This window comes from Bradyrhizobium sp. SZCCHNS3002 (assembly GCF_032377435.1).
Taxonomy (GTDB): domain Bacteria; phylum Pseudomonadota; class Alphaproteobacteria; order Rhizobiales; family Xanthobacteraceae; genus Bradyrhizobium.
This window is the reverse complement of record NZ_JAUHHY010000006.1, coordinates 270,713-291,260: the sequence shown is the minus strand read 5'-3', so window position 1 is coordinate 291,260 and position 20,548 is coordinate 270,713. Positions and strand designations below refer to the sequence as shown.

The 20,548-nt window shown below is 66.7% G+C and carries 16 protein-coding genes; 4 read left to right on the top strand and 12 right to left on the bottom strand.

From position 1 onward, the window contains the following. Positions 1-2 precede the first annotated feature (2 nt). Genes QW845_RS15435 through QW845_RS15425 form a run of 3 tightly spaced genes read left to right on the top strand, consistent with a single transcriptional unit; the run spans position 3 to position 3,615 of the window. Positions 3-1,541 (top strand): class I adenylate-forming enzyme family protein, encoded by a 1,539-nt coding sequence (locus QW845_RS15435; RefSeq protein ID WP_315802414.1) that lies wholly within the window; start codon positions 3-5, stop codon positions 1,539-1,541. Beyond that, a complete protein-coding gene (locus tag QW845_RS15430; RefSeq protein WP_315802413.1) occupies positions 1,538-2,632 on the top strand; it encodes an NAD/NADP-dependent octopine/nopaline dehydrogenase family protein in 1,095 nt (364 codons plus the stop codon). The genes QW845_RS15435 and QW845_RS15430 overlap by 4 nt, the downstream gene beginning before the upstream one ends. Then, a complete protein-coding gene (locus QW845_RS15425) occupies positions 2,629-3,615 on the top strand; it encodes a 3-hydroxybutyryl-CoA dehydrogenase (protein ID WP_315802412.1) in 987 nt (328 codons plus the stop codon). The genes QW845_RS15430 and QW845_RS15425 overlap by 4 nt, the downstream gene beginning before the upstream one ends. 1,255 nt (positions 3,616-4,870) lie before the next feature. On the opposite strand, the gene QW845_RS15420 is transcribed toward QW845_RS15425, so the two are convergent. The 6 genes from QW845_RS15420 to QW845_RS15395 all read right to left on the bottom strand — a co-directional run bounded on the left by QW845_RS15420 (position 4,871) and on the right by QW845_RS15395 (position 11,140). Further along, entirely contained in the window at positions 4,871-5,917 is a 1,047-nt protein-coding gene (locus QW845_RS15420) for a peptidase M29 (RefSeq protein WP_315802411.1), read from the bottom strand. Between the two features lie 32 nt (positions 5,918-5,949). Further along, a complete protein-coding gene (locus QW845_RS15415) occupies positions 5,950-6,711 on the bottom strand; it encodes an ABC transporter permease (RefSeq protein ID WP_315802410.1) in 762 nt (253 codons plus the stop codon). Next, positions 6,708-7,484, bottom strand: coding sequence for an ABC transporter permease (locus QW845_RS15410; RefSeq protein WP_315802409.1), 777 nt, complete (start codon positions 7,482-7,484; stop codon positions 6,708-6,710). Before QW845_RS15410 ends, QW845_RS15415 begins: the two co-directional genes overlap by 4 nt. Continuing rightward, on the bottom strand, positions 7,481-8,326 hold the full coding sequence (locus QW845_RS15405; protein ID WP_315802408.1) for an ABC transporter ATP-binding protein: 846 nt from the start codon (positions 8,324-8,326) through the stop codon (positions 7,481-7,483). Before QW845_RS15405 ends, QW845_RS15410 begins: the two co-directional genes overlap by 4 nt. Before the next feature lie 105 nt (positions 8,327-8,431). Then, positions 8,432-10,138, bottom strand: coding sequence for a dihydroxy-acid dehydratase (gene ilvD, locus QW845_RS15400; RefSeq protein ID WP_315802407.1), 1,707 nt, complete (start codon positions 10,136-10,138; stop codon positions 8,432-8,434). A 24-nt stretch (positions 10,139-10,162) separates the two neighbouring features. Continuing rightward, a complete protein-coding gene (locus QW845_RS15395) occupies positions 10,163-11,140 on the bottom strand; it encodes an ABC transporter substrate-binding protein (RefSeq protein ID WP_315802406.1) in 978 nt (325 codons plus the stop codon). A gap of 480 nt (positions 11,141-11,620) precedes the next feature. On the opposite strand from QW845_RS15395, the gene QW845_RS15390 reads away from it, so the two are divergent. After that, complete coding sequence (locus QW845_RS15390) at positions 11,621-11,971, top strand: RidA family protein (protein WP_315715601.1); 351 nt, start codon at positions 11,621-11,623, stop codon at positions 11,969-11,971. A gap of 18 nt (positions 11,972-11,989) precedes the next feature. Here the strand turns inward: QW845_RS15390 and QW845_RS15385 are convergent, their stop codons facing one another. From QW845_RS15385 to QW845_RS15360, 6 genes are all read right to left on the bottom strand, one after another. Beyond that, the gene (locus QW845_RS15385) at positions 11,990-12,226 is read right to left on the bottom strand and encodes a hypothetical protein (RefSeq protein ID WP_315802405.1); all 237 of its coding nucleotides are present in this window, start codon (positions 12,224-12,226) and stop codon (positions 11,990-11,992) included. A gap of 118 nt (positions 12,227-12,344) precedes the next feature. After that, the gene (locus tag QW845_RS15380) at positions 12,345-13,721 is read right to left on the bottom strand and encodes a sigma-54 dependent transcriptional regulator (protein ID WP_315802404.1); all 1,377 of its coding nucleotides are present in this window, start codon (positions 13,719-13,721) and stop codon (positions 12,345-12,347) included. Positions 13,722-13,733: 12 nt separating this feature from the next. Next, a complete protein-coding gene (locus QW845_RS15375; RefSeq protein WP_315802403.1) occupies positions 13,734-15,536 on the bottom strand; it encodes an ATP-binding protein in 1,803 nt (600 codons plus the stop codon). A 139-nt stretch (positions 15,537-15,675) separates the two neighbouring features. Further along, complete coding sequence (locus tag QW845_RS15370; RefSeq protein WP_315802544.1) at positions 15,676-16,998, bottom strand: NAD(P)/FAD-dependent oxidoreductase; 1,323 nt, start codon at positions 16,996-16,998, stop codon at positions 15,676-15,678. 291 nt (positions 16,999-17,289) lie between these two features. Continuing rightward, positions 17,290-18,615, bottom strand: coding sequence for a dicarboxylate/amino acid:cation symporter (locus tag QW845_RS15365; protein ID WP_315802402.1), 1,326 nt, complete (start codon positions 18,613-18,615; stop codon positions 17,290-17,292). Positions 18,616-19,612: 997 nt separating this feature from the next. Further along, positions 19,613-19,972, bottom strand: coding sequence for an STAS/SEC14 domain-containing protein (locus tag QW845_RS15360; RefSeq protein WP_315802401.1), 360 nt, complete (start codon positions 19,970-19,972; stop codon positions 19,613-19,615). Positions 19,973-20,548 lie beyond the last annotated feature (576 nt).

The window sequence follows — 20,548 nt, the reverse complement described above, 5'->3', positions numbered from 1 at the left end:
GCGTGGACCTCTGCAACCTGATCGAGCGCAATGCGACGTTCACGCCGGACAAGCCGGCGATCCACTTCGAAGGCGTGACGCTGAGCTATGCCGATTTCAGCGCGCGCATCGCTCTGATGGCGCGGGCGCTGAAATCGGAGTTCGGCGTCGGGCGCGGCGACCGCGTCGCGATCCTGAGTCTCAACCGGCCGGACTATCTGGTCCTGCTCTATGCTTGCGCGCGGCTTGGCGCGATCCTGGTGCCGCTGAACTGGCGGCTTGCGGTGGCCGAGCAGGTCTTCATTCTTTCCGATGCCGCGGCCAAGGTTCTGGTGCTCGAGCAGGCGTTTGCGCCGGTGCTGCCGGTGCTAGCGGAGCAGCACCCGGAGACAGTGCCGGTCGGCATCGATTTCACGCCGGCTAACGGATTGCAGATCGACGATCTCCTAGCGCGCGGCCGCGGCGACGACCGCAATCCGCACATCGATCTCTCCTGCCCGCTGCTGATCGTCTACACCTCGGGCACCACGGGCCGGCCGAAGGGCGCGGTGCTGCGGCAGGAGGCGCTGCTGTGGAACGGGGTGATGAGCCAGCACATGCATGGCCTGACCTCCGACGATCACGTGCTGACGGTGCTGCCGCTGTTCCATGTCGGCGGGCTCAACATCCAGACCACGCCGGCGCTGCATCACGGCGCCACCGTCACGCTGCACGCCCGCTTCACCCCGGATTCGACGCTGGCCGCGATCGTCAGCGACCGGCCGACATTGACCGTGCTGGTGCCTGCAACGATCCAGGCCGTCACCGAGCATCCGGGCTGGGCCGCCGCGAACCTGTCGTCGCTCAAGGCCGTCGCCACCGGCTCGAGCATCGTGCCGCCGGCGCTGATCGCGCGTATCACGGCGCGCGGTGTGCCGGTACTGCAGGTCTATGGCTCGACCGAGACCTGTCCGATCGCAGTCTACACGCGGCTCGGCGGCAACCTCTCGCGCGCAGGCTCGACCGGCCTGCCCGGGCTGTGCTGCGAGGCCAAGATCATCGACAAAGACGGCGACGAGCTTCCGGCGGGCAAAGCGGGCGAGATCGCCGTGCGCGGGCCCAATCTGTTCTTCGAATATTGGGGCAACGCCAAAGCCACGCAGCAGGCGATCCATGACGGCTGGTATCGCACCGGCGACATCGCCCAGCGCGATGCGGAGGGGTACTTCTTCGTGCTCGAGCGCAAGAACAACATGATCATTTCGGGCGGCGAGAACGTCTATCCGGCCGAGATCGAGCGCGTGCTCAGCGAGCATCCCGACGTCGTCGACTGCGGCGTGATCGGCCGGCCCGATCCGCGCTGGGACGAGGTGCCGGTCGCCTTCGTGGTCAAGCGCCAGGGCTGCGCGCTTGAGGCCGAGACCCTGCGCGCGCATCTGCAGTCGCAGCTCGCGCGCTTCAAGGTGCCGCGGGACATCGTTTTCGTCGACGACCTGCCGCGCACCGCGCTCGGCAAGGTGCAGCACCATCTGCTGCGCCAGATCGATGACCCCGAAATAAGCGAGACGGAGACGCGCTCTTGAAAATTGCAGTGCTCGGCGGCGGCAACGGCTCCTTTGCAGCGGCAGGCGATTTCGCGCTCGGAGGTCACGAGGTCCGGCTGTGGCGCCGCGATGCGGACGCTGTCGCGCAGCATCGAGCGGCGGGCTCGACGATCGTCGTCAAGGACGTCAATGGCCGGCATGAGGCCAGGCTCGCGCTGGTCACGACCGACATCGGCGAGGCCGTCCATGGTGCCGAGCTGATCCTCTGCCCGGCGCCGGCCTTCGCACAGGCCGACATCGCGCGCCGTCTGGCGCCGCATCTGACCGACGGCCAGGTCGTATTCCTGCCGCCGGCGACCTTCGGCACCATGATCTTCGCGGCGGCCGCACGCGATGCCGGCAACAAAGCCAGCGCCAGCTATGCCGAGACCGGCACCCTGCCCTGGCTGACCCGCAAGCATGGCCCGTTCGAAGTGGCGATCACCATCCGCGCCAAGCGGCTGCCCGTCGGCGTGTTTCCTCTCAGGACGGCGGACCGCGCTCTCGCGGTGATCGGCCGCGCCTTCCCTGGCGTGATCGAGTCGTGCGGCGATGCTCTGTCGGGCGCACTGATGAATGCCGGCTGCATCATTCATCCGCCGCTGATCGTGATGAATGCAGGGCCGATCGAGCACTTCGAACGCTGGGACATCCACAAGGAGGGCACGCAACCGTCGATCCGCCGCGTGACCGATGCGCTCGATGCGGAGCGGATTGCGGTGCGCGAAGCGCTCGGCTATGGCGCGCCGCATTTCCCGCTGGCGCATCACTACGCCAAGGAGGGCGAGATCTGGATGTATGGCCGCGGCTCGCACGATCGGCTCACCGATTCCGGCGATTGGCGCGAGCAGCTCGTGCTGACGCAGCACCGCTACATGCGCGAGGATCTCCGGCTCGGCCTGTCGTTCCTGATCTCGGCGGCCGAGCTGAGCGGCACGCCGGTGCCGCTTGCCCGCGCTTTCCTTGCCATCGGCGGCGCAATCTGCGGCGAGGATTTTTGGGCGACGGGACGCACGCTCGCCAGCCTCGGCCTTAGCGGTCTCGATCGAACCGCCTTGCAGGCGCTGCTGCGCGACGGGTTCGCGGCATGAGCACGCGCGGTCATATTGCCTGCCTCGGCGCCGGTCGCATGGGGCGCGGGATCGCGGTGGCTTTCGCCTATGCCGGCCATCCCGTGACCATGATCGACATCAAGCCGCGCACGGCGGCCGAGTTCGACAGGCTGCGGCGCGAGGCGCTCGGCGAGATCAGCGCGACGTTCGCGACCTTGACGCGGCTCGGGATGCTGCAGGCCGCGGATGCCGACAGACTGATGGCGAAGATCAGCGTGGCTCCGGCCGGCGCGAGCAGCGACGTGCTGGTGCAGACCACGCTCGTCTTCGAAGGCGTGCCGGAGATCGTCGACCTCAAGCGCGAGGTCTTGGCTGCGGCGTCGCGCGCGGTCGCGCCGGACGTGATCATCGCCTCGACGACGTCGACCATCCTGGTCGATGATCTCTCCGGTGCGGTCGAGCGGCCCGAGCGCTTTCTCAATGCCCATTGGCTCAACCCGGCCTATCTGATCCCGCTGGTCGAGATCTCGCCGGGCAAGGCCACAGATCCCGACGTCACGGCGCGGCTGAAGGCCCTGCTGGAAGACATCGGCAAGGTGCCGGTGGTCTGCGCGGCGACGCCGGGCTTCATCGTGCCGCGCATCCAGGCGCTCGCCATGAACGAGGCGGCGCGCATGGTCGGCGAAGGCGTCGCCAGCGCCGAGGAGATCGACAAGGCGATCCGCTACGGCTTCGGCTTCCGCTACGCCGTGCTCGGCCTGCTCGAATTCATCGACTGGGGCGGCGGCGACATCCTCTATTACGCGAGCCGCTATCTCGAAGGCGCGCTGGGTAGCGATCGCTACCGCGCGCCGGAGGTGATCGAGCGCAACATGGCGGAGGGCCGCATCGGCCTGCGCACCGGCTCGGGCTTCCTCGACTACTCCGGCATGGACGTCGCCGCCTATCGCGAGCAGCGGCTGGGAGCGCTGGTCGACATGCTGCGTCACTTCAAGCTGGCCCGGCCGCCGGTGGTGGATTGAGGCGGAGCACGTCGCAGCGACGGAGCCGTAGGGTGGGCAAAGGCGCGCCACGCCGTCGCCGGATCATGAGGATCTCGCGCGCGCCGTGCCCACCATTCGCGCCGAGTGCGTGGATCTACGGTGGGCACGCAACCGCCCTGCGGGCGGCCGTTTTGCCCGCCCTACGGATGCGGAGAATAGACGGGGCGACTGCTCGTGAATGGGCCCTCTCCCCTTGCGGGAGAGGGCATGTAGGACAGCGCGGCTGGCTCGGTTGGGTGAGGGGTATGCCTCGACGAGGTTTGCCTGCGGAGAGAGACCCCTCACCAGACCGCGTTTGTTGATATGCCGGAGATGCCCTCTCCCACAAGGGGAGAGGGCGATGTATCGAGCAGCGCGCCGGCCGAGATGTTTTGAGTCGAAGATGCACGTTCGGCAACATCCAGCGGATTCACGGTTCAAACAGCGATCGACATGCGGACGCGGTCTCGCGACGCATTTGCGTCCGAGGCTGCTGATTAGTTCGTCCCTCTTCACATGCAGAGGGCGCAGGGAATGCCGGGTGAAGGCCTCACCCATGGCCCGCCTGCGAAAAAAATGCAGGCGGCAGGTACCACAGGCAAAGCCGAACACGCCGGCATTCCCTGCGCGATGGGTCTAACGCTTATACGCAGTCTCCCTGGTGCGCCGGGCTTGTTGGCCACCATGCCGCGACAATGCTTGCGCATCGCGCGGGTGACACCAGCGTCGGGGTGTCAGGACGCTGCGACTTCACGTCCGCGCCAAGCCGTTCGTCCGCGCATCCGAAGACACGCTGCGGCTTGATCGCGGCCATCGCATCCCCACCTCGCGTGTCGTGACGATCGCGCGCTACGCCCCTCTGCGGTGAGGCGGGATGCAGAGAGAGAACCACGATTTCCGAAAAAATAGCAAGTCGATTATTTTTAACAGAAGCAAGAGATTCCGTACGGAGCTGCGAGCGAATGGTCATTTGGGTCAGCCCCGCGATGACGGTGCGCTCCCCTCCCCTTGCGGGGAGGGGCCGGGGGTGGGGGTCCCACGAGCCGTGCTTGCAGTGAGGCGCGGAAGAGCGCGGTGTCGATCAAGCGGTCGCGTCGTGCCGGACCATGCGGGTCTGATGGGGAGATTTGAAGGAGCAGTTTTGCTCACAATGGCATTCAGCGCCTGGGCACCTCCACCCCCCAACCCCTCCCCGCAAGGGGGAGGAGGATGCACTGCCGCGGTGGCGGGCCCCTCGCGCGCAATGCGCAGGAGTTCAGCCGAACACGTCCTGCAGCACGCCCTCCTTGATCACGGCGACGCCGTCCAGCTCGATCGTGGTGCCCATCATCGGCAGGTCGAAATGGCCCGCCGTGTAGCGGCCGGCGAATTCGTTGGCGCCGGTGGAGAACAGGAAGTTGCCGGGGACGGCGCGCAGCTCGGTGCCGTTGGTGTCGCGCTGGTCGTACATGGTCAGCGCCTCGTAGCGCGCGCCGGGGTTCATGCCCCAGCCGACATGCGACACCGCATAGGCCTCGCGGTCGCCCCAGGAGGCGAGATAGGCACGCATCATCGCGGCGTCGGCGCCCTCGCCTGCCAGGTCGGTGATGTAGTCGTCGCGCAGCGTCATCGTGACAGGCGATGAGAGATAGCGCTTGAAGGTGAGGTTGATGTCGCCCGGCGCCATGACGATGGTGCCGTTGACCGATTTGCTCTTGGGAAAGCTGACGACGATGCCGCCCGGCCAATGCGCCAGCGTGCCGGGACGGTCGGTCCAGCCCCAAACGCCGACGGTCGAGGCGCCCTCCATGACGACGTCGAGATCGGTGCCGGCCTTCGACGTCACGCGCATGCGTTTCGTGCCGCGCAGCATCTTGGCGGCGGCCCGCACGCGCTTCTCCAGCGCCGAGTCAGGCCGCATGCGCTCGAGCGCTTCCGGATGCTCATTGGAGATGACGAGAATGCGCGCGCCGGCTTTGAGGATCTCCGGCGTCTCCACCGCGTGCATCAGGCCCTCGATGGTGCAGTCGACGACGAAGCCCGCTTGCTGCAAGGCCGTCACAACGGGGCCGAGCTTGCCGATCGCCTCCGACGCGCCGGTCGAGCGCACCGGCACCGGGTGGGGGTTGCGCGGGGTCGGCACCACGACGTGGAACGGACGCGCGCCCATGCGCAGCAGCGCCAGCTCGGCGATGTGCACGTTGAGCGGGCGCGACTGCGTCTCCGAGAGGATGGCGGCGGTATCGCCGGCCTTCACGGCACAGCGCTCGAAGATCTCGCAGAATGCGTCGATCCATTTCGCCTCGATGCGATCCGCCAGCATGGTCGTTCTCCCGATTGTTGTCGTTGTCTGTATCAGACCGAGGGGAAGCCGCGCAGCAGGTAAGCGCGCAGGCCCTGCAGCAGGGCGTTGAGAATGAGGCCCAGGAGCGAGATCGTGATCAGCGGCACGAACATGTCGACGGCCTGGAAGGTGCGCGCGGCGGTCACCAGCACATGGCCGAGCCCGTCGGTCGAGGTGATCATCTCGGCGAGGAACACGACGATGCAGGAGATCACGAGGCCGATGCGGCAGCCGGTCAGGATCGACGGCATCGCGGCCGGCAGCACCACCTTCCACAGCACGTCGCGCGGCGGCGTCCCGGCTGCGAGTGCCGACCAGATCAGCTTCTGCTCGACCGTGGTGGCGCCGTAATAGGTCGACAGCAGGATCGGAAACAGCGCATCCGCCGCCACCAGCATGATCTTGGATTCGTGGCCGAAGCCGAGCAGCAGCAGGAAGGCCGGATAGAGCGCGACCTTCGGCAGCGGCGCCAGCACGCGCACGATGGGCTTGACGGCGGCGTTGACGGGCGGGCTCACCGCAGCGGCAATTCCCAGGGAAACACCGAGCACCACGGCGATCGCAAAGCCGGCGAACAGCCGGAACAGCGTCGCCACGATGTCCTGCTGGAAGGTGACGCTCGAGAGCTGCTGACCCATGCGCAGGAACACCTGCCCCGGCGGCGGCAGCAGGGTCGGCGGCGCGTAGCCGAACGACACCAGCGCCTGCCACAGCAGCAGGACCAGCACGATCGGCGCGGCGCCCAGCAGGATGTCGTTGGAGGTGCGCGTCATGAGAAGCTCAAGGGCATGTCGAACTGCGGCTCGGACCAGCGAACCAGCCAGCGCCTGACGACCTCGAACGCCGCATCGAGGCAGATACCCATGGCGCCGATGATGATGATCATCGCGAACACCGTGTCGTACTGGCCCATGTCGAGCGCGTTGAACAGGATGTTGCCGGCGCCGGACTGCCGCGCGATCATCTCGCTGGTGACCATCGTGATCAGCGCCAGCACCAGGCCCGTGCGGCAGCCGGTCAGGATCTCCGGCAAGGCCGCAGGCAGGACGATGCGCAGCAGACGCTCGGCCGGCGACAGACCCATCGCCGCTCCCGACCACAGCATCTTCTCCTCGACCGCCTTGGCGCCCTCGAAGCTGTGGTAGATCACCGGAAGGCTGACGCCGAGGAAGATCACCAGCGTCTTGGAAATGTCGCCGACGCCGAGCCACAGCATGATGATCGGCATCAGCGCCGCCTTCGGCACCGGGTAGATCAGCATCAGCAGCGGATTGAAGAAGGCGGCGGTCGACCGGCTGCGCCCCATCAGCAACCCGAGCGGAATCGAGAAGGCGAGCGCCAGCGCGAAGCCGATCGCCATCCGCCGCAGCGAGGCCAGGATGTTGATCAGGGATTCCTTGTCGGTGAGGATCGGCGGGATCGCGCGCAGCGATTCCAGCGCGGTCGGGAAGCTGTCGTTCTTCAGCCCGAGCGAGGCGAGCTGCCAGGCCAGGAGCAGACCGCAGCAAGCCAGCACCGGCGCGAGCGGCTTCGACAGTCCATTCATGACGGCAGCTCGTTGTCACCGGAATCGTCGAACATGCGCTCGATGTCGACGATGTATTTCTGATAGCGCGGGTCCAGCAGCAGCTCCTCGCGGCGGCGCGGCCGGGGCAGATCGATGTCGATCACCTCGCGGATGCGGCCGGGCGAGCGCGACATCATCACGACCTTGTCGGACAGGAACACGGCTTCCTCGACCGAGTGGGTCACGAACAGCACCGTCTTGCGGTCGCGCTCCCAGATGTCGAGCAGGTCGTTCTGCAGCCGCGTGCGCGTGTGCGCGTCGAGTGCGCCGAACGGCTCGTCCATCAGCAGCACCTCCGGCCCGTAGGCCAGCGTGCGCGCCAGCGCGACGCGCTGCTTCATGCCGCCGGAGAGCTCCTTGGGATAGAATTTTTCGAAGCCGGTGAGGCCGACCATGGCGAGCAACGTCCGCGCGAGCGCCTCGGCCTTCGCCGGCTTCTTGCCCTGCTGCAGCGGACCATACATGACGTTGCCGAGCACGCTCTTCCAGGGGAACAGCGCGAACTCCTGGAACACCGGGCCGCGATCGGGGCCGGGACCGGTGATCGGCTTGCCCTTCATCTTCGCGGTGCCGCTGGTCGGGCTGACGAAGCCACCGACGATGTAGAGCAAGGTCGACTTGCCGCAGCCGGAGGGCCCGAGGATCGAGACGAAGGCGCCCTCGCCCACCGTCAGCGAAATGTCCGACAGCGCGGTGTGGTCGCGGCGCGACGAGGTCTTGAACACCTGCGACACGTGATCGATCTCGATGATCGGCGTGGCCGCGCGGCGGCCGAGCGGCGTGCCCGCAAGCTGGCCGGGTCGGATCGGGGTCACGCCCATGTCGGCTTCTCTTTCCGATGCAGCACGCTCAAACGCTCTGTGAAATCAGGCAAGACAGACTGCCGCAGATTAGCAAGAAACCTGCCAATCGTCGCCACGCGCGGATCATTCCCGGTCCTGATCGAACCAGGGCCATTCGGCCGGCCCCTCGTGAGTCACGGCGCCGAGCGGTGCCTGCCCAACGAGTTTCGCGTATTTCGCCAGTGCCCCCGCCCTGTGCCGCGGCGGCCGCTGCGACCACACGCTGCGACGCGCGGCGAGCTCGCGCTCATCGAGCAGCACATCGAGCGTGCGCGCCTTCGCATCGATGCGGATCGGATCGCCATCCTGCACCAGCGCGAGCGGACCACCGACGAAAGCTTCCGGCGAAACATAGCCGATGCATAGGCCGCGGGTGGCGCCGGAGAAGCGGCCGTCGGTGATCAGCGCGACCTTTTCGCCCATGCCCTGGCCATAGATCAACGCGGTGACGCCGAGCATCTCGCGCATGCCGGGCCCGCCGACCGGTCCCTCGTTGCGGATGATCAGCACCTCGCCGGCCTGGTAGTTGCGCGCGCGGACAGCGGCGACGCAGGCCTCCTCGTCCTCGAACACCCGCGCGCGCCCTTCGAACACCAGGTTCTTGAGGCCGGCGACCTTGATGACGGCACCATCGGGCGCGAGGTTGCCCTTGAGCACGGCGACACCACCGTCGGCCATGATCGGCCTGGCCGGGCCGAACACGACCTCGCCGTCCGGCAGGTTGGCCGAGCCGTATTCCTCGGCGAGCGTACGGCCGGTCACCGTGATGCAGGAGCCGTCGATGTGCCCACTCTCGATCAGCGCGCGGATCACCACGGCGGCGCCGCCGATGTCGTAGACGTCCTTGGCGGTGTACTTGCCCCCCGGCCTGAGATTGCCGATCAGCGGCGTGCGCGCGAACACCTCACCGACATCGTCGAGCGTGAAGCGGATGCCGGCCTCATTGGCGATCGCCGGCAGATGCAGCGCCGCGTTGGTAGAGCCGCCGGTGGCCGCGACGATCGCCGCGCCGTTCTCAAGGGATTTGCGGGTGACGATATCGCGCGGCAGCGGACCGCCACGCGCGAGCATCTGCATGATCAGGCGTCCGGCCTGCCGCGCCACGTGGGCGCGCTCGGCATAGACGCCTGGGATCATCGAGACGTTGGGCATCGACAGGCCCATCGCCTCCGACAGCATGCCCATGGTGTTGGCGGTAAATTGTCCGGCGCAGGCGCCGATCGTCGGCAGGCAGGACCGCTCGATGCCCTCGAGCGTCTGTGCATCGATCTCGCCGGTCATGTAGCTGCCGACCGCTTCATACGAATCGAGCACCGTGAGCGTCCTGCCCTGGTACTTGCCGGGCAGAGCGCTGCCGCCATAGATGAAGATCGACGGCACGTTGCAGCGGACCATGCCCATCATGACGCCGGGCAAGGTCTTGTCGCAGCCGCCGAAGCCGATCAGCGCGTCATAGGCGAGGCCGTGGACCACGGCCTCGATCGAATCGGCGATCAGCTCGCGCGAGAACAGAGAGAACTTCATTCCCTCGTGGTTCATGCTGATGCCGTCGGAGACCGAGACGGTGGCGAACTCGCGCGGCGTGCCGCCGGCCTCCGAGATGCCCGTCTTCGCCGCGTCGACCTGGAAGTCGTGCGTCATGTTGCAGGGCGTCTGCTCGCCCTTCTGGCTGACGACACCGATCATCGGCTTGGCGATGTCGGCGTCATCCAGCCCCATCGCGCGCATGAAGGCGCGGTGCGGGGCGCGGTCGAGCCCCTCCACCGTCACGCGCGAGCGCAGCTTCCTCATCGACACGAGCTCCGCGCCAGCCGCCTACTGGATCGGCGCGACGATCGTCGGATGCTTGAACTGGGCGACGTCGAGCTTCGGCAGCATGCCGGTCTCGGCGTAGATGTCGAGCATCTTCTGGATCGCCGGGAAGTTCGGCGCGGCGACCGGGTCGCGGCCGAAATCGTTGTCTTTCAGCAGATAGGTATCGATCACGGCGACCGGCGCCTTCATGACCTCCGACACCACCTTCAAGGTCTCGTCGCGGTTGGCGAGCGCCTTCTTCATGCCGGCGGTGATGTCGCGGACATAGGCCTTCACCAGCTCAGGGTTCTTGTCGACGAAATCGGCGCGGCAGGCCTCGAGGATGTGGACGATGTTCGGCATCGCCTCGGACAGCGAGAACAGCTTACGGGTGCCGCCCTTGGCCTCGGCGCGCGCTGCAAACGGCTGATTCATGTTGACGGCGTCGACACGGCCCTGGCGCAGCGCATCCTCCGACACCGCGAAACCGACCTCGACCAGCTTGATGTCCTTGGCGGGATCGAGCCCGGCCTTCTTCAAGAGCATGTTGAACGGCCCCTGCGTGCCGCCACCGATCACGGAGATGCCGACCGTCTTGCCCTTGAGATCGGCGATGGTCTTGATCGGCGAATCGTCCTTGACCGCCCAGTAGACCGAGAAGCCGCCCGGCTTCTCATAGACGTGCTGGGCGACGATGTAGGCCTTGAGGCCGCCGCCGACCACGCCGTTGGCGAGTGACAGCGGCGCCTGCGTGGCGCAGTCGAGCGCGCCGGCGGCGAGCGCCTGCGTCATCGGTGCCGTTCCCTGGAACTGGGTCCACTCGATGTTGTAGGTCTTGCCGATATCCGGAAATTCGGCGGGCCGCTTCATCATCCAGTATTTGGATTCTTCCGCCGGGATGGTCCAGCCGACGCGGATCGTCTGCTGTGCGAATGTCGGCCCCGCGCTCGTCACCAAAGTCATCGCCGCGAGTGCCGCCAGCATCAACCGTTTCCGCATCACGCCCCTCCGCCTCATCAAAAAAGGAACCTCGCGGAGAATGTTTCATGTCTCAAATATCCGTGCAAGCGCGGAAAACGCCCCATGCTTGCCTGCCCCATGGGCAACCCCGCTTTGCAGCGCGGTGAAGCGGCGTCATGCGGAAACGTCGCTGGCCGTGTGCTGCGGATATGCCGGCAACGCAAGGTCGTGTCGAGGCCTCATGGTTCGAGACGCGCCGCTAGCGGCGCTCCTCACCATGAGGAGATGCATCGTGCTGCAGGATAGATGGACCGCGCCGCGAATTCCGGCCTCGTCCTGAGGAGCCCGCAAAGGCGGGCGTCTCGAAGGACGATGGAGGGCACATTGCCAGCCACGACGTTGTAAAAGGGGGCGGGAAAGAGGCTCGATTGCCACCCCTGCCCTGCCTCAGCCGACTGGCGTTGCCGCGCCGCACGCGCTAGGGAGAGGCCCCGAATTGACCTTTTGAGGAGTTCTTCGATGTCGATCCAGCGTTTCGAAATTGGCCCGCGCATGAGCCAGGTCGTCGTTCACGGCAATACCGTCTATCTCGCCGGAGTCGTCGCGCAAAAGACGGCCGGTGAAAGCGTGACCAAGCAGACCGAGGAGATTCTCTCGATCATCGACGGCCACCTCGCCAAGGCCGGCACCGACAAGTCGAAGCTGTTGTCGGCTACGATCTACCTCACCGACATCAAGACGTTCGGCGAAATGAACGCCGTGTGGGATGGCTGGGTCTCGGCCGGCAACACCCCGGCTCGCGCCACGGTCGAGGCCGGACTTGCGGCGCCGCAATACACCGTCGAGATCATGGTGATCGCGGCGAAGTAGACGCTGGGTCGCCGCGCCCTAGGCGGTGTCGCGGCGACCAGTGTTGCGATTGAGCGGATCACGCCGCTCGCGCCTGAGCCCTTCGGGAAGCACCGGCTCGGTGCCGGGCAAGGGCTCGGCCCGCACGTCGGCGCCCCACTGCTCCTGCTGGCGGGGCGTCGTTTCATCCTTGACCTGTTGCGGCTGCGGCAGACCGTCCTTGCTGACGGGGTCGTAGGCGCCGGAGCGCAGGTCGCGCGTGTCTCTGCCTGTCATGATCTTTCAACAAGCGTCCTCCGGCATTCGTTCCTGATCGCCGGCATGGAACGGAGGCCTTCGTGCCCCAGGTGAGCGCAGTGGTGGTCGGGCGTCGACGGTGGCGATGAGGCCGCGGTCAGGACTGCGGCCGCAGCGGCGCGCCCTCGCGGATGCCGTCGACCTTTACGGCGAGCCGCTTGATCTTGTCGTAGAGCGTCTGCTTCGGAATGCTCAGCAGCGCCGCGGTCGCCGGCACGTCGCCGAGCTTGCGGCGCAACGCATCCTCGATGATCGAGCGCTCGATGTTCTCCAACTGCCGTGGCAGCGACAGCTCGGAGGCTGCGGCGCCCGAGCGGTCGAGGACCTTGCGGTCGAGCACGCCGAGCACGAAGCGGTCGGCGACGTTGCGCAGCTCGCGCACATTGCCCGGCCATGAATAGCCGAGCAGCAGCGACATGGTCTGCTCGTTCACGATCGGCGCATCGCGCTCGAACCGCTTGGCTGCCTCGAGCGTGAAATGCTCGAACAGGATCGGGATGTCCTCGCGGCGCTCGCGCAACGGGGGCAGCTCGATGAAGGCCACGCCGAGGCGATAATACAGGTCGGCGCGGAACAGCTTCTGCTCGCTGAGCTCGAACAGATTGGCCTTGCTGGCCGCCACCACGCGGCAATCCACCGCCACGGGCTTGTTGGAGCCGACGCGCTCGACCGAGCGGTCCTGCAACGCCCGCAACAGCTTCACCTGCACGCTGAGCGGCATGCTCTCGATCTCGTCGAGGAACAGCGTGCCGCCATGGGCGTATTCGATCTTGCCGATCCGCTGCTTGGTCGCGCCGGTGAAGGCGCCGGCCTCGTGGCCGAACAATTCGCTCTCGACCAGCGATTCCGGCAGGCCGCCGCAATTCACCGCGACATAGTTGCCGCCGCGCCGGGCGCTGTGGGCGTGCAGGCAACGGGCGACGACGTCCTTGCCGGTGCCGGTCTCGCCATAGATCGTCACGTCGACATTGGTCGAGGCCAGATTGGCGACGAGGCGGCGCACCTCCTGGATCTGCGGCGAGCGCCCGAGCAGGCTCGCCTCGATGCCCTGGCGGTCGGCGAGCGCCGAGCGCAAGGTGCGGACTTCGAGCGTCAGGCGACGCTTGTCGAGGGCGCGGCGCACCACCGAGACGAGCTGCTCCGACGAACAGGGCTTCTCGATGAAGTCGTAGGCGCCGTTGCGCATCGCGTCCACGGCCATCGAGATGTCGCCGTGGCCGGTGACCAGGATGACCGGCAGGTCGGGATCGAGCCGGTGCAGCTCGGACAGCCACTCGGTGCCGCTCTTGCCCCGCAGCCGCACGTCGGACACCACCACGAACGGCATGTCGGCGCGGACGATTCCGCCGGCGGCTTCGGCGGAGGCGAACGGCGTCACCGGGAGGCCGGCGAGCTGCAGCGCCTGGACGGCGCCGATGCGGACATCCTCGTCGTCCTCGACATAGATCACGCCGACCGGTTGCTCAGGAGTCATGCGGGGACCTCTTCAATCGGCCAGCGGCAGCAGCACGATGAACTCGGCGCCGGCCGGCTCGAGATTCCGCGCCCGCAGCTCGCCGCCGAATGACCGTGCGATGTGGTTGGCGATGACGAGCCCAAGCCCGAGGCCCTTGCCGGCCGGCTTGGTCGTGACGAAGGGCTCGAACAGGTGCGGCAGGACATCGGCGGCGATCACCGGGCCGCTGTTGGCGATGGCGATCCGGCACTGCCCCTCCTCACGCACGGCGTGGATGTGGATGGACTTCCGCGCGGCGCCCTCGACGGCATCGAGCGCGTTGGCGATGATGTTGCAGAGCAGTTGCTCGAGCCGGATCTGTTCGGCCCTGACATGAAGCTCGGGCGCGAGATCGATGGTCACGTCGACATGGCCGTCCTTCACCCGCGCGCCGAGGATCTTGAATGTCTCGGACAGCGCCTGCTCGACCGCGACGGCATCGAGCGGCGCGTTCGATTTGTAGGCGAACACGCGAAACTGGCCGGTCAGGCGCGCGAGACGGCGAACCAGCTCGCCGATGCGGATGAGATTGCCGCGGGCCTCGCCGATCATGCCGCGATCGACGAATTGCACGGCATTGTCGGAGGCGGTCTGCAGCGCCGCGAGCGGCTGGTTGATCTCGTGCACCATGCCCGCCGACATCTGGCCGAGCACGGCGAGCTTGCCGGCATGGACGAGTTCGTCCTGCGCGGCGCGCAATTCGGCGGTGCGCTCCTGCACCCGCATTTCCAGCCTGTCATTGGCGGCCTGCAGCGCGGCCTGGCTCGCCAGCCGCTGCCGGATCTCGCGGCGTCGCTGCGCCAGCAGGCCGAACGCCAGCAGCGCCACGATGCTGGCGAGACCCGAGAGCGTGCCGATGATCAAGGCCGTCCGCCGGATCGGCGCCTCGTCGTCGAGCAGCAGCAGCTGCCATTGCCGCCCGTTGAGCGGACGCTCGTCGACGCTGTAGACCGCGCCACGCTCGGTCGCGACCTGACCGCCGCGATCGGTCCTCTCCATGAAGGTCCAGCCGAGCGGCGCGAGGCTGGAACTGCCATAGGGCTTCGACGTCGCGATTTCCTCGAGCGCATCCACCGAGAGCGGCGTCAGCGGGCGGAAGCGCCATTCGTCGCGCGAGGCGAGAATGGTGACGCCGCGGGCGTCGACCAGAAGCATGTCGGCACCGCGGTTGCGCCATTCGCGCTCGAAGGCATCGAGATTGACCTTGACGACGGCGACGCCGATCGTCCGTCCCTGTTGCTTGACGGCATAGGACAGGTAATAGCCGGCGCGCGCGCTGGTGATGCCGATGCCGAAGAACGCGCCGCGGCCGGTCGCCAGCGCCTGGCGCATATAAGGCCGGTAGGACAGGTTGCTGCCGACCGGCGTGCCCGGCTGGTCGAAATCGGCGGCGGCGATCGCATCACCGGCGACGGTGAGGACATAGAGGTTGTCGGCGCCGGCCAGCAGATTGATCGACTTCAGATGCAGGCTGACGCTCTGCTGCAGCGCGCGATCGTCCGGCGTGCCGAGCAGCCGGAAGACATCGGGCGAGGTCTCCAGCAGCGACGGCAGATATTCGAAGCGCGAGAGGTAGCCGTCGAGCTGCGCGGCCTCGACCGCCAGCCGCTGCTGGGCCGTGGCGTGCCGCTGATCGAGCCCGCGGGAAAAGGCAATGGCATAGCCGAACCAGGCCGCGACGCCGACCAGCGCAGCCGCCATCACTCCGCGAACGACCAATCCCGCGCGCCTGCGGACCACCGCAGTGACGTCGGGATGTCGCTCGAGGCCGATCCGGAATGGAAGGTCCGTCATTCCCTTTTCCAGGCCCATCGCTCCCAGGCCCATGCACCGGGCCGCGCCTGCCGTATCCGCAATTGTGCTGCAAGTCTAAGGCCTTGCCGGGCCATAGGCGACAACAAAATCGGCCACGCCGGCGCCCTGGGCACCCTCGTCAGTGCAGCTTGACGTGCGGCTCGGTGCGGCGGGTGATCAGCCGCGCCAGCGTGTCCAGGGTCACCTTGGCGAAGCCGTGCAGCGCGTATTCGTGCATCTTGTAGAGCGACAGATACATCATCCGCGCGAACAGGCCTTCGAACACCAGATTGCCGCCGACCAGCGCGCCCATCATCGAGCCGACCGTGCTGAACTCGCCGAGCGACACCAGCGAGCCGAAATCGTGATAGCGGTAGTCCGCCAGCGGCTCGCCCCTGACGAAGCGCGGGATCTGCTTGTAGAGGTGCGAGGCCTGCTGATGCGCGGCCTGCGCCCGCGGCGGCACGTTGCCGCGCTCGCCCCAGGAGCAGGCCGAGCAGTCGCCGATCGCGAAGACGCGCTCGTCGCGCGTGGTCTGCAGCGTCTGCCTGACCACGAGCTGGTTGATGCGGTTGGTCTCCAGCCCCGCGATGTCCTTCAGGAAGTCGGGCGCCTTGACGCCCGCGGCCCAGACGATCAGCTCGGCCGGGATGACACGGCCGTCGGCGAGGCTCACTTTGTCGGGCCCGACCTCGGCGACCTTGGCGCCGACCAGCACCTCGACGCCGAGCCTTGCGAGCAGCTTCTCGGTCTCGCGCGACACCCGCTCGGGCAAGGCCGGCAACACCCGGCCCGCGGCTTCGATCAGCGTGATCCGGATGTCCTTCTCGGCATCGACCTGGTCGAGGCCATAGGCCACCACCTCGCGGGTCGTCCGATGCAGCTCGGCGGCCAGCTCGACGCCGGTCGCGCCGGCGCCGATGATCGCCACCTTGAGCTGGTGCGGGGCGATCGGCGACGACTGCGAGTGGGCGCGGATGCAGGCGTTGACCATGCGCTCGTGGAAACGCCGGGCGTCGTGCTGCGATTCCAGCTTGATCGCGTGGTCGACGACACCGGGCGTGCCGAAATCATTGTTCTGGCTGCCGATGGCCATGACGAGCACGTCATAGGGGATGGTCCGCCGCGGCGTGACCTCGCGCCCCTCCGCATCGAGATAGGGCGCCACCAGCACCTCGCGCTTGTCGCGGTCGAGGCCGATCATGTCGCCGATGCGGTAGTGGAAGCCGTGCCAATAGGCCTGGGCGAGATAGTCAACCTCATGCGCCGAGAGGTCCATGCTGCCCGCGGCGATCTCGTGCAGCTTCGGCTTCCAGACATGGGTGCGGTTGCGCTCGACCAGGGTGACGTCGAGCTTCCCCTTGCGGCCGTATCCGTCTCCGAGCCGGGTCGCGAGCTCCAGGCCGCCGGCACCGCCGCCGACGATCACGATGCGAGGAACACCAGACTGCGCGACGGCCATCATCCAACCTCCCCAAGGGTGACCGCGCCGCGACGGAGGGACTGCGATGTCACTCCGGTTGCGTCATCACGTCGGAATGCGCGGCCTTGCGGCGCCAGGCAGGATGCCTCCACGGTGAGCCCCTGCCCGCTGCCACCCTAGCAGATTATCCGAGATGTTGGCGGCATCGCGATTGGGCTTGACCGACTGATGCGCCGGGCCCTGACGATGACGAAGCGGGCATGCCACATTTTGGCACGACGGCGCCACTGACGCTGGAATGCGACAGCAGCGCCACCCGCGACCGCAGGCCTATCCCGTCGTGACGGCGACCTCGACATCGGCCGGATCGATATCGCGATCGAGCGCGATGCGCAGCTTGTCGCGATCCAGCTCGCCTTCCCACCACGCCACGATCACGCAGGCGACGCCGTTGCCGCACAGGTTGGTCAGTGCGCGGCATTCGCTCATGAACTTGTCGATGCCGAGCACGATTGCCATGCCGGGAACGAGCTCCGGCCGCACGGCCGCAAGTGTTCCGGCCAGGGTGATGAAGCCTGCGCCGGTGATGCCCGAGGCACCCTTCGAGGTCAGCATCGCGACCAGCAGGATCGTGATCTGCTCGCCGAAGGAGAGGTGAACGTTCATCGCCTGCGCAATGAACAGCGTCGCCAGCGTCATGTAGATGTTGGTGCCGTCGAGATTGAACGAGTAGCCGGTCGGAACCACCAGGCCGACGACCGGCTTGGAGCAGCCGAGCCGCTCCAGCTTCTCCATCATCTGCGGCAGCGCGCTCTCGGACGACGAGGTGCCGAGCACGATCAGCAGCTCGTCCTTGATGTATTTGAGGAACTTGAAGATCGAGAACCCGGCGATGCGGGCGATGATGCCGAGCACGATCACGACGAAAGCGATCGCCGTGAGATAGAAGGTCGCGATCAGGCCGGCGAGGTTGCCGAGCGCCTGCGGCCCATAGCGGCCGATGGTGAAGGCCATGGCGCCGAAGGCGCCGATCGGAGCGGCCTTCACCACGAGAGCGATGACGCCGAAGATCGCGTGCGCGGCGTCGTCGACGAAGGCGCGCATCGTGTGGCCGCGCTCGCCGAGCGCCATCAGCGAGATGCCGAACAGGATCGAGAACAGCAGCACCTGCAGGATCTCGCCCTGCGCGAACGCTCCGACCACCGTGTCCGGGATGATGTGAAGCACGAAGTCGACCGACTTCATCTCGCTCGCCTGCTTGGCGTAGTTGGCGACGGCGGCGGCGCCGGCGTTGCTCTGGCCCTGGAACCCCGCCCCAGGCTGGATGAAATTGCCGACGATGAGCCCGAGCGCAAGCGCGAAGGTCGAGACGATCTCGAAATAGATCAGTGCCTTGACGGCGACGCGCCCGACCTTCTTCACCTCGGAGACATGCGCGATGCCCGACACGACGGTGCAGAAGATGACCGGCGCGATCACCATCTTGATCAGCTTGACGAAGCCGTCGCCGAGCGCCTTGATCCATTCGTTCCTGCCGAGCTCGGGCCAGAGCCAGCCGACGACGACACCGAGCACGATCGCGAACAGGACCTGCACATAGAGGATCCGGTAGAACGGCTTCTGCGGCGCCGCGGCCGCTGTGATGGTTGCAGACATCGTATCTTCTCTCCCTGATCTTACTCGGTCTATCTCTCTGGCCTGCCTAGGACCCGCTTCCGCGCCGGCTCCATTGCGTGCCGGGGCAACGTCGCGCGTCTGGACGCGGGCCGCGCGAGGCGGACCCGCTAAGCTGCGCAGTCGGGATCGCCCGTCACCGGGTCTCAGGTGAGGAATGAGCTGTAGGCTGGCATCCGGACGTCCCCTCGCATCTGTTGTTCTGGAGCTGGCGCTCGTTTGGCGGCTCAGTAAGCAGCAATCGTGCCAGCCGAACGGTGCGGCGTGAGGCATCTGCATGTCCTTCAGTTTGCTGCGATTTGTGAACCATCACTCCCGCTGGGCCAGGGCCCTCGCGGCGCCGCGTCTGGACTTTCGGAAAATGGCCCCGGCCGGCGCCCGAAGAACCGGACGGGCCGGCACGCCGTGGCCCGACCGGCCCCGCCGGTGATCACGAGCAGGTATCGCCCGTCCGCGATGAGGTTCGGTCCGCGTGGTCGTGCTCGACGAAGCCACAACAAGATCGATCAGCCCGGGCCGCCAGACTCCTTGGGCCAAAGCGGCGCGATCCAGCCCAGCGATTATTCCTTTGTCAGATCGGTCTCGGGTTGGGAACGCACATTTCCTGCGGATATCTTTCCGCATGGAGGTGAACTGATCGTTCTAAGTCGGTGCGGGCGTCGAAGCGCAGGTCGATGGCAAGGCGATGGATGCTGTCGAGAAGTCGTGCGACGAGTGCGTTTCCCATGACCAGGCGTGTTCCGTGTGTCGCCGATCCGGTCCATCGCATAGCGGGTGAGAAGACCGAGGACATGCCTCAATGGTCCAGCGAGGTGGACCGGATGCGCCGCGAACAGGACGCCCGTCTTCCGCTCGAGAAAGTCGAGAACGATCGGGCCGGCCTTGAGGAACATGTCCACGCGTCGGTAGGTCGCGTGCTGGCCGAACATCGCGGTGAGATAGGTGCGCGCAGCGGCGTCCCCTCACCCTGCTCCTCTGGTCATGCGGCGATCCAGGCGTGGGCCTCGGCCGCCTCGGACAGCGAAAACACCCTGGTCGTTGCCGGCATCATGAACGCGAAGAGACGTACCGCCGTCCGGATCCATTCGATGTCGGTCACGACCGCGATCCTGTCCCAGCGCATCAGATGCTCGATGCCGATCTTGAAGTCTTCCCACATTGCGCCGGCATCGAGCGTGAAATCCTTGCCGGTCTCGTAGTATAATCGAAGAGTCCGGTTGGCTTGAAGTCCGGCGAGCACGGCGGGCGCCAGCACCTTGTCATAGTCCTCCTTCGTCACCCGGCCGCTGCAGCGGAACCCGAGGACCTGGTCTGGAAAGTTCGTGAGCTGCTCGATCATGGCGTCCTCCTGTCGTTTTGTTGTGAAACCGAGGGGTTCGATCACGACGCACTCGATCTTGACCCTGCGATCTCGACCTTGCAGAGACTGGTTTGGCGGATCTGGCACCGGCTCGGTAGCTTTAGCGTCAGTCTCTCTGCGCGCTTGTCCGAGCGACCGTCATATCCAAGGCCCGCGCTGGATCTTGATCCTGCCGGCCGGTATCCCGGCTGCTGTCCCTCGATCGCGAAACGGCACCATCTCGCCACCGACTTGCAGCCAGTCGACGGCACCCGCGACATCATCTCGCTGTCCTCCGACTGCGCCCTACAGACCGAGACGTCCAGCCAGGCCGGAAGTCCGGCCGGGATCCGGTAACGTGCGGATGCAGTCGATCCGTCTTCGCGCGGGCCGGAAGGCGCTCGGTTGGTGTTTCCTTGTTGACCATACCCATGAGTGCTGACTCCCCACCGTTGGTCGCCCCCTGACGTGAAACGCACTTCGCGACATCCGGTTACCGTTTCAGTACCGGATGCGTCAGATGTGGCCACAGGACGCGCCGTCCGCCGCAACGATTTTGCGGAGTCGCCCCTCGCC